The sequence below is a fragment of the Holophagales bacterium genome (assembly GCA_016719485.1).
Classification (GTDB): Bacteria; Acidobacteriota; Thermoanaerobaculia; order UBA5066; family UBA5066; genus UBA5066.
Map to the genome: position 1 here is coordinate 47899 of JADJZB010000020.1, position 11558 is coordinate 59456.

Annotated in this window: 14 protein-coding genes; 4 read left to right on the top strand and 10 right to left on the bottom strand. The window is 70.9% G+C overall.

What is annotated here, in order from left to right:
* Nucleotide 1 precedes the first annotated feature (1 nt).
* Nucleotides 2-724: a VIT family protein gene (locus tag IPN03_10585; protein MBK9374148.1), complete on the bottom strand. Its 723-nt coding sequence runs from the start codon at nt 722-724 to the stop codon at nt 2-4.
* A 44-nt stretch (nt 725-768) separates the two neighbouring features.
* On the opposite strand from IPN03_10585, the gene IPN03_10590 reads away from it, so the two are divergent.
* Entirely contained in the window at nt 769-2286 is a 1518-nt protein-coding gene (locus IPN03_10590) for an SLC13/DASS family transporter (GenBank protein MBK9374149.1), read from the top strand.
* A gap of 21 nt (nt 2287-2307) precedes the next feature.
* Here IPN03_10590 and IPN03_10595 read toward each other — a convergent pair whose 3' ends face one another.
* From IPN03_10595 to IPN03_10615, 5 genes are all read right to left on the bottom strand, one after another.
* Nucleotides 2308-3219, bottom strand: coding sequence for a glutaminase (locus IPN03_10595; protein MBK9374150.1), 912 nt, complete (start codon nt 3217-3219; stop codon nt 2308-2310).
* Between the two features lie 33 nt (nt 3220-3252).
* Nucleotides 3253-3819: a DinB family protein gene (locus IPN03_10600; GenBank protein ID MBK9374151.1), complete on the bottom strand. Its 567-nt coding sequence runs from the start codon at nt 3817-3819 to the stop codon at nt 3253-3255.
* A gap of 15 nt (nt 3820-3834) precedes the next feature.
* On the bottom strand, nt 3835-4251 hold the full coding sequence (locus tag IPN03_10605; GenBank protein MBK9374152.1) for a hypothetical protein: 417 nt from the start codon (nt 4249-4251) through the stop codon (nt 3835-3837).
* Between the two features lie 87 nt (nt 4252-4338).
* Nucleotides 4339-5013 carry a lysoplasmalogenase gene (locus IPN03_10610; GenBank protein MBK9374153.1) on the bottom strand — a complete coding sequence of 225 codons (675 nt, stop codon included), beginning with the start codon at nt 5011-5013 and terminating at the stop codon, nt 4339-4341.
* A gap of 19 nt (nt 5014-5032) precedes the next feature.
* The gene (locus IPN03_10615) at nt 5033-5593 is read right to left on the bottom strand and encodes a GNAT family N-acetyltransferase (protein MBK9374154.1); all 561 of its coding nucleotides are present in this window, start codon (nt 5591-5593) and stop codon (nt 5033-5035) included.
* 63 nt (nt 5594-5656) lie between these two features.
* On the opposite strand from IPN03_10615, the gene IPN03_10620 reads away from it, so the two are divergent.
* Together IPN03_10620 and IPN03_10625 are read left to right on the top strand one after the other, a co-directional pair.
* Nucleotides 5657-6529: a TrmB family transcriptional regulator gene (locus IPN03_10620; protein ID MBK9374155.1), complete on the top strand. Its 873-nt coding sequence runs from the start codon at nt 5657-5659 to the stop codon at nt 6527-6529.
* Complete coding sequence (locus IPN03_10625; protein ID MBK9374156.1) at nt 6526-8391, top strand: aspartyl protease family protein; 1866 nt, start codon at nt 6526-6528, stop codon at nt 8389-8391. Before IPN03_10620 ends, IPN03_10625 begins: the two co-directional genes overlap by 4 nt.
* Before the next feature lie 62 nt (nt 8392-8453).
* Here the strand turns inward: IPN03_10625 and IPN03_10630 are convergent, their stop codons facing one another.
* From IPN03_10630 to IPN03_10645, 4 genes are all read right to left on the bottom strand, one after another.
* Nucleotides 8454-8864 (bottom strand): hypothetical protein, encoded by a 411-nt coding sequence (locus IPN03_10630; GenBank protein ID MBK9374157.1) that lies wholly within the window; start codon nt 8862-8864, stop codon nt 8454-8456.
* Between the two features lie 45 nt (nt 8865-8909).
* Complete coding sequence (gene can, locus IPN03_10635) at nt 8910-9557, bottom strand: carbonate dehydratase (protein MBK9374158.1); 648 nt, start codon at nt 9555-9557, stop codon at nt 8910-8912.
* A 42-nt stretch (nt 9558-9599) separates the two neighbouring features.
* Nucleotides 9600-10046, bottom strand: coding sequence for a hypothetical protein (locus tag IPN03_10640; GenBank protein ID MBK9374159.1), 447 nt, complete (start codon nt 10044-10046; stop codon nt 9600-9602).
* 70 nt (nt 10047-10116) lie between these two features.
* Nucleotides 10117-10566, bottom strand: a complete 450-nt coding sequence (locus IPN03_10645; protein ID MBK9374160.1) for an SRPBCC domain-containing protein — start codon at nt 10564-10566, stop codon at nt 10117-10119.
* A gap of 175 nt (nt 10567-10741) precedes the next feature.
* Between IPN03_10645 and IPN03_10650 the strand changes: the two genes are divergently transcribed.
* A complete protein-coding gene (locus IPN03_10650) occupies nt 10742-11554 on the top strand; it encodes a LamG domain-containing protein (GenBank protein ID MBK9374161.1) in 813 nt (270 codons plus the stop codon).
* The last annotated feature ends 4 nt before the right edge of the window (nt 11555-11558 follow it).

An 11558-nucleotide genomic window follows, 5' to 3' on the forward strand; every position in this document is an offset into this window, starting at 1 on the left:
TTCAGCCCACGCCGCCGAAGAGAGCCCCCGCAGCCGCCGTGACCGCCATGGCCACCGCCCCCCAGAACGTGACCCGTCCCGCACCGATGGCGACGGAGGCGCCGCCGACCCGGGCCGCGAGGCCGCCGAGCGCCGCCAGGAGAACGAGCGTCATCGCGACCATGGTCGGGACGAGCCCGGACCGTGGGACCAGGGCCACCGCGAGGACCGGGAGGGCAGCTCCCACCGCGAAGCTGGCGGCGGAGGCGAGGGCCGCCTGGAGCGGACGGGCCGCGGTGAGGTCGTGGATCCCGAGCTCATCACGGGCGTGGGCGCCGAGCGCGTCGTGCGCCATGAGCTGGCCGGCGACCCTGGCGGCCAGCTCTGGGTCGAGGCCGCGGCCGACGTAGATGCCGGCCAGCTCGGCGCGCTCGCCGTGCTCGTCGGTGGCGAGCTCGCCGCGCTCCCGTTCGAGATCGGCCCGCTCCGTGTCGGACTGGGAGCTGACGGAGACGTACTCGCCGGCGGCCATCGACATGGCTCCGGCCAGCAGGCCCGCGACGGCAGAGACGATGATCGCTCCGGGAGCGGCCCCGGCCGCGGCGACGCCGACGACGAGGCTGGCGGTGGAGATGAGGCCGTCGTTCGCCCCGAGGACGGAGGCGCGGAGCCACCCGATGCGGTCGCTGCGGTGAAGCTCGAGGTGGCGCGAGTAGCGGGCCGGGGTGAGGGACGAGGCGTGCATACCCCGACGATAGCGCCGTCCGGGCACTAGACTTCCCTGCAGTCGTGCCGGCGTTCCCGTCCCCCCCGGCGTCCGCTCCCGATGAGGGCCGGCTCTCCGCGGCGGAGCTGCGCTTCGAGAGGCGCCGCAGGAAGACCGGGCTCGTCCTCGGCCCGGCCGCGTTCGCCCTGCTCCTCGCGTTCCCTCCGCCGAGCCTCGGGACCGGGGCCGGCACCCTCCTCGCCGTCGTCGCCTGGGTCCTCGCCTGGTGGATCACCGAGGCCGTCCCGCTCCCGGTGACGGCGGTCCTCGGGCCGGCCCTCACGGTCGTCCTCGGGGTCGTTCCCGTCCGGGAGGCGTTCGCGCCGTTCGGCGATCCCATCATCTTTCTGTTCCTGGGCTCGTTCCTCCTGGCGCGGGCGATGAGCGTGCACGGCCTCGACCGTCGCCTCGCGCAGGCGGTCCTGTCGATACCGGCCGCGAGCTCCTCCCCGAGGCGTGTCGTCTGGACGTTCGCGGCGCTCGCCGCGGTCCTCTCGATGTGGGTCTCCAACTCCGCGACGACGGCAATGCTCTATCCCATCGCGCTCGGAGTCCTCGGGACGATGGACGCCAGGAGGGGGTGGTCGACGCCCCTCGCGAGGCCGCTGCTGCTGGCGTGCGCCTACGGCGCCTCGGTCGGGGGCATCGGGACGCCCGTCGGCTCCCCGCCGAACCTGGTGGCCATCGGGCAGCTCTCGTCCCTCGCCGGAATCCACGTCGGCTTCGTGCCGTGGCTGCTCGTCGCCCTTCCCGTGATGCTGGCGATGGTCGGAGTCGCGGCGCTGGTCCTCGGGCTGCCGCTCCCTGGCGGCGACGCGGCGAAGCCGGCGGAATCCGTTTCAGCCGGCCTCTCCGCCCCGATGTCCACTGGAGAGCGGAGCGTCACCGCCGCTTTCATCGTCACCGTCACGCTCTGGGTGGCCCCGGGCCTCCTGTCCCTCGTCCTCGGCTCCAGCCATCCCCTGTCGGCGGCGCTGGGCCGCGCGCTCCCCGAGGGTGCCGTCGCGGTCCTCGGGGCCGCGCTCCTGTTCGTCCTGCCGGGCGGTGGAGGCGAGCGCCGCGGCGCGCTCACCTGGAGCGAGGCGACGCAGATCGACTGGGGAACGCTGCTCCTCTTCGGCGGCGGGCTCTCCCTCGGCGGCGCGATGTTCCGCCTGGGCCTCTCGGAGGCGCTCGGGCAGGGCCTCGTGACGGCGACCGGCGTCTCGACGACGGTCGGCCTCACCATCGTCTTTTCCGTCTTCTCGATCTTCTTCACCGAGATCACCTCGAACACGGCGGCCGCCACGATGCTGATTCCCCTGGCCATCGCGAGCGCGCAGGCCGCGGGCGCGTCGCCGCTCGAGCCGGCCCTCGGATGCGCGCTCGGGTGCAGCATGGCCTTCATGCTCCCGGTGGCGACGCCGCCCAACGCGATCGTCTACGGGTCGGGCCTCGTTCCCATCGGCACGATGGTGCGCGCCGGTATCTGGATGAACGTCGCCGCCTGCGTCGTCATCCCGGCCGGGGTCCTGATCCTGGTGCCGCTCGTCCTGAAGTAGGGGCCCGCCCCGCCCTCCGCCTCAGAAGATCGACAGCGCCGTCTTCGTCGTCAGCAGCTCGAGCGCCATCGTCCCGGCGAGGGAATTTCCCTTCTCGCTGAGGCACGGCGACCAGACGGTCGCCACGAAGCGGCCGGGCATGACGGCCACCACGCCGCCCCCCACGCCGCTCTTGGCCGGGAGGCCGACCCGGTAGGCGTAGTCGCCCGCCTCGTCGTAGACGCCGCAGGTCAGCATCACGGAGTTCACGCGCTTCACCTGCCGCGCCGAGGCGACCTCCTCACCGGCGGCCGAGAGTCCGCCCGAGGCCAGGTATTGGAAGGCGGCGGCGAGCTCTGCGCAGCTCATCGAGAGCGAGCAGAGGAGGAAGTAGGCGTCGAGGACGCGGTCCGGGTCGTTCCTCAGGTTGCCGAAAGACTTGAGGAAGTGGGCGAGCGCGCGGTTCCGGTGCCCGGTGGCCCGTTCCGCCTCGGCGACCGGCGGGTCGTAGCCGACCGATAGGTCTGCACAGGCGTGGCGGACGAAGTCGAGGACGAGGTCCTGCCCCTCTGCCTGGTGGCTCAGGACCATGTCCAGGACGACGAGCGCGCCGGCGTTGATGAACGGGTTCCTCGGGATTCCGTGCTCGACCTCGAGCTGGACGAGCGAGTTGAACGCCGTGCCGGACGGCTCGCGGCCGACGCGCTGCCAGACGGCATCGCCCTCCAGCCGCATCGCGAGCGTCAGGCTGAAGACCTTCGCGATGCTCTGGATCGAGAACCGCTCCCCGGCGTCCCCGATCGGAAAGACCTCGTTCCCGACCGTCCGGACGACCATCCCGAAGCGGTCGCGCGGAACGTCGGCCAGCGGCGGGATGTAGTCGGCGACGCGGCCCTGCCCGACGAGCGGCCGCACCTCGTCGGCGATCTCGGCGAGGATCCGTGCGGTGTCCACGGGCCGATGTTACCGGCCAGCGACGCGGCGGCGTCAGGCCGCGCCCGGGAACCGCGAATCGGCGCGAACCCGCTGGGCCTGATGGAGGTGCCGGAGGGTGTGGGCGGCTGTCGCCAGGACCCAGGTGCCGAGGGGAAGCCGCAGGATGGCCAGGGCTGGCGAAGCCACGCGAACCCGGGCGAGGTCGAGACCGTCTGCCGACGCCGCCGCCTCCTCGAAGGCCTCCTGGACGGCGAAGAATCGCGAGGCCGTGGCTGCGAGGTCGAGGTCGGACGCCGAGGGGCGATAGAGACCCGGAGCACGCACGCGCCGGGCGCCGGTCGGCGCCAGTGACCTGAGGAACCACGTCGCGACGAAGCCGTAGCGAAAGGGCCCGGTCGAAAGGCGACCCGAGGCCCGCGCCCGCGTCACGGCGGCGTGGATCGCGGGAACGAGCGGCCCGGTCGTGGACGCGAGGTGGTCCATGCACTGCGCGATGGACCAGCTGTCGGGACCTGGCCGCCAGTTCGCCTGGAGATGCGAGAGCCCGCCGGCGAGGCCGCGCCACTGCCCGGTCGCGGAGCGTGAGTCCTCGAGGGCGCGATCGATGTCGGCGTGCACGGGGCCCTCGCGGCGCTACGGGCAGAAGGCGCGCACGGCGAGCGAAGGGGCGCCCGGCGTGCTGCTGGAGACGTCGAAGGTGATGAGACCGGACGCGCCGAGACCGTTCGTGACGAGGACCTGGTAGCGAGCCGTGCCGGCCTCCATGCGAGGCGTCGGAAAGGCGCTCTGGGAGGAACACGGGGCGTTGCCGACGACGGTGCCGTTGATGGCGACGATCAGCGGCGCCAGCGTGCAGCCACAGACGGCCGACGTCAGGGTGAGGGTGCCGGTGTCCGCGATCGTCGGCCCGGTCTCGGTCGTGAGGTTGATGACGGCTCCGGACTGGAAACCGCCAGGCTCGGTCGGGGAGTCGCCGCAGCTGGCGACCCCGAGTGCGGCGCAGAGGACGAACGCCGTGCGCCGTGTGGCTCTCGTGCGGTGACCGGTCACGGCCCTGATTCTAGCGAGGGGCCCCGACGGCCCGCGGCCGCCGCCGCGCGGGATGGGCGAGCGCAGGTCATCCGCCGCAGGCCGGGGTCAGGCAGCGGGAAAGGCCGCGTAGGTGGAGATGGCGATGAGCCACTGCGCGGGGAAGTACGTGCCGTGGATGAGAGCCTGCGCTGCCGGAACGGGCCTCCGGAAACGATTCCAGGCGAGGAGCCCATCCGAGAGAACGAAGAGGGTGGCGCCGACGAAGGCGTGGACGGCAGGAGCGGTCTGAAGGTGCACGGCCCGGCTGGCGGCCTGGGAGGCCATGGCGAGAAGGAGTGCCACGTAGACGACGACCGCGGGACGCAGGTGCGCTGGAATGCCTCTCCACAGCAGTGCGAGCACGGCACAGCCGATGGCGAAACAGAAGAGGAAGGGCATCGCCGGCGCAGCGGGCGGGCTGTCGGTGAGGAACGCGAAGACGTAGCAGGCGTGGGCGAGCAGGAAGCTGGAGAGGCCCGAACGAAAGCGGTCCGACGGAAGCATGAGAAAGACGTCGCCGAGGAGCGAGAAGAAGAGGCCGCCGAGAATCGCCACGGCATAGGGCGAGGAGAAGGAGGAGGGGCCGGCGGCCACGAGGAGGAGCAGGAGGGCCGTGCTCAGGGGCTTGAACACGTACACCAGAGCGCGACGACCGCAGGCATGCGCCACCACGGTCACCACGGCCGAAACGGCGAAGAGCGCGCTCAACGGAGCCGGATGCGTCGCGAACAGCAGGAGCACGGCTGTCTGGCGTCCCGTCTCAGCCGCGGTCCGGGGGCGTCCGCTGCGCGACCGGGCCGGCGGCGGCGGGAGGCGCCCACGGCTTGCTGATGCGGTACACGATGCTCTCGTGGCCGCGTGCGAATCGTGAACCTTCCGGAATCCCGCCGATTTTCTCGATGGCCCGTCGAGACCTGAGGTTCCGGGGGCCGACCGAGAAGACGACGTGGTCGACGAACGCGAAGGCGTGCTGGAGCATGAGGCGCTTCATCTCTCCGTTGTATCGCCCGCCCCAGTGCGACCGCGCCAGGAACGTCCAGCCGATCTCGACCTCGCTCCGCTCCTCGTCGTGAGCATGGAAGCGTGACGAGCCGATGACCTGGCCGTCTCGCCGATCGATCGCGACGAGGGCGCAACCGGATTCGAGAGCCACGCGGAAGAACTCTCTGAAGACCTCCTCCTCGTAGCGGTTCCGCTCGGGGTGCTGTTCCCAGATCAAGGGGTCCGATGCGACGGCAAAGAGGGCGGACCAGTCCCCGGGCCGGAGTGGCCTGAGCTCGAGGAGCTCCCCGCGCAGGGTGGGCTGTGGGTCGAAGGCCATCCCGATACCTTACCGAAATCGTCCTTGACAGGGCTGCGGCCGCGGCCCAAATTAGTAGTTGCCGTGACTACTACTAGCGATGATTCGTTACGTAAAGCACTCCATGGGCTAGGTTTTTCAGAGATAGAGGCGCTCGTCTACGCCTTTCTGGCCGGAAGAGAACCGGCAACCGGGTATCGCATCAGCCACGGCATCGGCAAACCGACGGCGAACACCTACAAGGCGATCGCATCTCTGGTGCAACAGGGAGCGGTACAGGTGGACGAGGGGGGGAACCGGCTCATCCGGGCCGTACCGCCCGACGAGCTCCTCGCGGGGCTCGAGCGGCGTGCCCGCGAGCACCGGGAAGCGGCGCGGGCCGCGCTCGCCGAGCGCAACGCCGAAGTCGCGGACGATAGGGTCTACACGCTTCGGGCGCGAGACCAGGTCCTCGAGCGCGCCCGGGCGATGCTCGGGAGGGCGCGGGAGATCGTCCTCGGCGACCTCTTTCCCGCCCCGCTCGACGCGCTCGCAAAAGACCTCGCCGCCGCCGCCCAGCGCGGTGTCCGGGTCGTCGTGAAGGTCTATTCCCCGGTGGACGTCCCGGGAGTCGCGGAGGTCCCGGAGGCCGACGCGGCACGGGCGCTGTCCGAGTGGCCCGGCCAGCAGCTCTCCCTCGTCGTCGACGCCGACGAGCACCTGCTCGCCCTCTTCGACGCCACCCTCGCGAACGTTTACCAGGCGGTCTGGAGCCGCAGCACCTTCCTCTCGTGCCTCCACCACAACCACGTCGCCATGGAGATCCTCCACACCGCCTGGAAGGGGCGAGGTCCGCGCGCCGGCGCCGACGCCCTCGTCGGCATCTCGCTCCTCTCGAGCAGGCCTTCCGGCCTGCGCCGCCTCCAGGAGCTCACCGGCGGCGGCGTCCCCACGAATACCGACGGAGAAGACCGATGACCGACACGCCTGCTTGCGTTCGCCGTTCCCTCGTTTCGCTGCTCGTCGTGGCCATGCTCGTCGCCTCGACGGCGCACGCCGCCGGTCCCCCGGTCTCGCCGGAAGCCGCCGCTCTCGTCGAGAAGCACGTCGCGTGGCTGGGCGGGTGGAAGGCCATCGAGGCCGTCCGGGACCTCACCCTCGTCGGGACGATCCGCGTTTCGGGTCTCTCGGGCCCACTCACCGTTCTGGCGCGTCACGACGGGCGTCAGAGGACGGAGGTCGACCTGAAGGTCATGAGGAGCGTCGAAACGCTCGCGGGGACCGGTGCCTGGGAGCAGAACGCGAGCGGGCAGGTGGAGGAGATGGGGCACGAGAAGGTCGTCTCCGAGCGCCGCGCGCTCGACCGCACGTTCGGTCGGCACCTCCGCGGCGAAGGGGCGATCGTGAGCCTCGCCGGACGGGAGGAGAAGGGGGGGCGCGCCTGGACGGTCGTCCGCTTCGCCTACGCCGACGGCGACGCGTACGACCTGCTCGTCGACGCAGAGACCGGGGAGTCGACGTGGACGCGCTCCCTCGCCGACGGCCGGACGACCTGGACGAAGCTCTCCGACCTCCGGACGGTGAACGGGCTGCGCTTCGCCTTCCTGCAGGAGACCGAAGGAGAGACGGCGCGCCAGGCGCAGGCGGTGGCGTGGGAGAGGGTGACGGTCAACGCCGGTCTCGAGGACGCCCTCTTCGCACGGCCGTCCGCGGGCACGTCGGTCGTTCGCTTTCCCGCGGGCCGCAGCACCACCGACTGGGCCGCGGTGGACCTCTACCAGAAGCGCTACGTCACCCTGCGCGGCGCCGTGAACGGCGTGGCCACCGACATCGTTCTCGATTCGGGCGCGGGAATGACCGTTCTCGACAGCGCGCTCGCGAAGACGCTCGGCCTGCGCGTCGAGGGGGAGCTCGAGGCCCGCGGTACAGGAGGGAACGTCGGCGCCGGCCTCGTGTCGGGCGTCACGGTGACGCTCGCGGGAATCGAGATCGGCCCGCTCTCGGCGGCGGTCATCGACCTCGCCGGCGTGGGCCGTCGGGTCGGGCGGCCCCTCCCGGTCATCCTCGGCAAGGAGCTCTTCCACGCCCTCGTCGTCGACCTCGACTATCCCGGCTCGCGCATCCGTTTCCTCGACGCCGCCTCGTTCCGCTACGGGGGTCCGGGGCGGAAGGTCGACCTCATCCCCGCCGAGGACGGGCACAAGAGCCTGCGGCTCGTCATGGAAGGGGGCGAACCGGTGGTCGTGGGTCTCGACACGGGGCAGGGGGGAGCGCTCTCGGTCTACCGGCACTACGCCGACGCGCGCGGGTTCCTGACGGGCCGTCCGGTTTCCGAGCGTCGCGGAGGCGGCGTCGGAGGCGCGACGACGATGAAGGTGGCGACCCTTCGCTCGGTGACGATCGCCGGGTACGAGCTGCGAAACGTGCCGGCGGCCTTCCAGGCGACCGACGTGGGCGGCGCCTTCGACACGAAGCGGCAGGAGGGGAACCTCGGCGCGGGCATCCTGTCGCGCTTCCGGGTCCTCTTCGACTATTCCCGGGCGTGCCTCTGGCTCGAGGCCGGCCCGGGGCTCGGTGCGCCGTTCCCGAAGGACAAGAGCGGCCTCGCCCTGCAGTGGGCCGACGACGCCCTCACCGTCGAGTTCGTCGCGCCCGCGAGCCCCGCGGCAGAAGCCGGCTGGAAGGAAGGGGAGCGCGTCGTCGCGCTCGACGGCGAGGCCGCCGGCGCGCGTTGGTGGGAGACGTTCACGAGGTGGACGGAAGCGAAGGCGGGGACGGCGGTCCGGCTCACGCTTCCGGACGGGACGGAGCGGACGCTGGTGCTGAAGGAGTACTACTGAGCCGTCGGGGGAAGCCGGGCGAGGGACTCAGCGCGATGAGGGGTGCCGGTCCCCCCCGTGGCTCAGAGCATCATTTCCCGGATGGAGGCGCAGACCGAGAGGAGCTGCGAGCGGTCCATGCGGCCGATGATGTTGCGGATGACGGACCCCATGACCTGCTGCGCCCCGGCCAGCCCCAGGTTCGCAGACTGCTGGACGAGGAAGCCCACCTTCGCCAGCCCGAGCGGCCTCATGAAGCAGTAGTCCAGGCCGCTGTTCGTCAGCTCGACGACGACGTTGGCGAGGGCATCGCGGTGGTCGGTCGGGTCCGGTGCCTTCTCGAGAGAAACGAGCACCGCCAGGGTCTTCTTGCGGAGCGCCGGCGAGTGGTAGAAGCGGAGGAACGGCTTCTCCGACGGCGCGGGCGCCTTCGGGAGCGGTTTGGCAGGCGGTCTGGAGGGAGCCGGGGCCCCGCGTTTCGAGGGAGTTGCCATGTCCGTCAGGATACGCCGGCGTTTCGCTGGAGAAGCCCCGACGCGTCAGCCGGTGAGGGCGTCCACGGCCCGTGCGTAAGAGGCGGCGACCTCGGCCTCGCTCGTGCCGGTGACTCCGAGGTCCTCGAGCAGACCGTCCCCGATGCCGTAGATCCAGCCGTGGACGGAGAGCGACTGGCCGCGCGCCCAGGCGTCCCTCACGACCGTCGTGTTCGTCACGTTCAGCACCTGTTCCACGACGTTCAGCTTGCAGAGGCGGTCGTGCTCCCCGGCCTCGGTTCCGCACGGGGCGAGGCGCGCGCGGTGCTTGTCGCGCACGTCGCTGACGTGGCGCAGCCAGTTGTCCACGAGCCCGTGCCGGTCGCCCCGGAGCGCCGCGAGGACGCCCCCGCAATCGTAGTGGCCGCAGACGATGACGTGCGAGACCCGCAGGACCGCGACGGCGAAGTGAAGGGTCGAGAGGGCGTTGAGATCGCTGTGGACGAAGACGTTCGCCACGTTGCGGTGGACGAACATCTCGCCCGGCATGAGACCGACGATCTGGTTCGCCGGAACGCGGCTGTCCGAGCAACCGATCCAGAGGTAGGACGGTGCCTGCTGGCGCGACAGGCGGGCGAAGAACCCCGGGTCGGTCCGGAGCACCTCGGCCGCCCAGGCCCGATTCTTCTCGAAGAGGTGGAGGAGGTGCTTCATCGTTCTCCCGGCCCCCGCTCCGAGCTCAGTTCCACCGAGCGGTCATTGCACGAGCGGCGGGAATTCCCAGCCCGGGGCGAGGACGTCCGGCTTTTTCGGGGGAATGCCGAGCACGGCGAGGAGCGTCCGCGCGACGGTGTTGCTGTTCGGCCCCGTCGGCCGGTAGCCGACACCCATGAAGGTGATGGTCCGGCAGGCGGCCACCATCTTCTCGAAGCTCACTTCCTGGTACCCGGTGGCCGCCGTGACGGACCTGGCCAGGGGGCTGTAGTCGATCGAACCGTGTATGTAGAGACCCCAGAGACAGTGGATCGCCTTGAAGCCCATCGAGTCCTCGTGGAGAGGGCCGAGCTTCGGGTTCCCGGGGCCTCCCCGGAGAAAGATCTCCGCGCCGTCCGCTCTCTTCCAGACGATGAAGAGGTGATGGGCGCCGGCGACCTCCGCGGCGCCTTTGATGGGTACCGCGCGGACGTCGATGCGAGTCTCCATGGTCGGTACTCCTTTTCGTGCGAGGTCTACCACGTCCGAAGCCGGCGGGCAGTGTCTCCCGTCACCGCCTTCAGAGGGACGCGGCGTCCTCGCAGATCGACTTGAGGGTCGCGAGCGCCTTCGGCCAGGTCTCGTTCATGAACGCCTCGAAGTCGGGGGGCATCTGCACCTCGACCGTCAGCTCGGTCGCTCCGTTCGTCTCTGCGAAGGCGTAGTTCTCGAACGAGGTCGCCCAGGCCGTGGCCGCCTCGCTCGTCGTGTCTTCGACCCCGTTCTTGACGATCCCGAGGTGCCGGATCGAGACGAACTCGGGGGGGCGACTTTCCGCGATGACGGACGACATCCCCTCCCCGTTCGACGCGAGAAACCGGATCCGGTCGCCCGTGTTCCACGAGCCCTCGTCGTACGAGCCCTCGCAGAACGGCGCGGTCCAGGCCCTGTAGGTGTCCGGGCCGAGCATCGCGGCCCAGACGGCCTCGCGCGGGGCGTGGATGGTGGTCGCGTAGCGAAGGGTCTTCATGGGCGCCTCCTTCGTCGGGGTCGGCCTCGGTACGTCCCGTCCGCTTCCTGTGCTTCCATTCATACCACGGCGCAGCGGGAAGGGGCCTCTCCGCGGGGTCTCGTCTTGACGCTCCCCTCGACGCAGCGCTACCGTTCGAACGCCTCGGACTCGATCCTCGGCTGGGGAGATGCGTATGCGCTGCTCACCTCGCGGATTCCGTTTCGTCGTGCTCGTCGCGGCGTCCCTTCTGCTCCCGGCCGGGAGCGCTCTCGCGCAGGTCCCAGCGTGCACGCCGCCGCCCCCGGGAATGGTGGCGTGGTGGCCGGGCGACGGGAACGCGAGCGACATCGCGGGGGTGCACCACGGCTCGGTCGTCGGAGGCGTGACGTACGCCGCAGGCAGGGTCGGCCAGGCTTTCCGCCTCGACGGCTCGACCGGCTGGGTGCAGGTGCCGGACTCGGCGGCGCTCTCCGTAACGGGCCAGATCACGATCGACGCCTGGATCAACCCGGCCACCACGGGGGGGCGCGTCGTCGACAAGATTACGGCCGGGGGAGCGGACGGCTACCTCCTCGACACGCACGGCGGCGTCGTCCGGCTGATCGTCGACGGACAATCGGTGAGCGGGGCGACGACCCTGCCGACCGGGGCCTGGTCGCACGTCGCGGGCGTTTACGACGGCGCCGAGATGCGCGTCTACCTCAACGGAACGCTGGACGGCTCGCTCGGCACGACCGTGGCGATTCCCGTGAACGCGCTTTCCGTCCGGATCGGCGCCGCGTCCGACGGAGGAAGCCTGTTCAACGGGCTGATCGACGAGGTCGAGGTCTTCGGCCGGGCGCTGTCGCAGCCCGAGATCCAGGCGATCGTGGCCGCGGGGAGCGCGGGGAAGTGCAAGCAGGCCGCCACCGCGGAGGTTCCGGCCGTGTCGATTCGGGGTCTCTCGGCCCTCGCCCTCCTGCTCGCGGCAGGCGCGCTCCGGGTCCTGCGGCTCCATCCGGTCTGAGTTC

Excerpts from the sequence above, each read along its gene's own strand:
- IPN03_10615 (MBK9374154.1), bottom strand. The coding sequence starts at position 5,593 with ATGGCCTTCGACCCACAGCCCACCCTGCGCGGGGAGCTCCTCGAGCTC.
- IPN03_10645 (MBK9374160.1), bottom strand. The coding sequence starts at position 10,566 with ATGAAGACCCTTCGCTACGCGACCACCATCCACGCCCCGCGCGAGGCC.
- IPN03_10625 (MBK9374156.1), top strand. The coding sequence starts at position 6,526 with ATGACCGACACGCCTGCTTGCGTTCGCCGTTCCCTCGTTTCGCTGCTC.
- IPN03_10630 (MBK9374157.1), bottom strand. The coding sequence starts at position 8,864 with ATGGCAACTCCCTCGAAACGCGGGGCCCCGGCTCCCTCCAGACCGCCT.
- can (MBK9374158.1), bottom strand. The coding sequence starts at position 9,557 with ATGAAGCACCTCCTCCACCTCTTCGAGAAGAATCGGGCCTGGGCGGCC.
- IPN03_10585 (MBK9374148.1), bottom strand. The coding sequence starts at position 724 with ATGCACGCCTCGTCCCTCACCCCGGCCCGCTACTCGCGCCACCTCGAG.
- IPN03_10650 (MBK9374161.1), top strand. The coding sequence starts at position 10,742 with ATGCGCTGCTCACCTCGCGGATTCCGTTTCGTCGTGCTCGTCGCGGCG.
- IPN03_10640 (MBK9374159.1), bottom strand. The coding sequence starts at position 10,046 with ATGGAGACTCGCATCGACGTCCGCGCGGTACCCATCAAAGGCGCCGCG.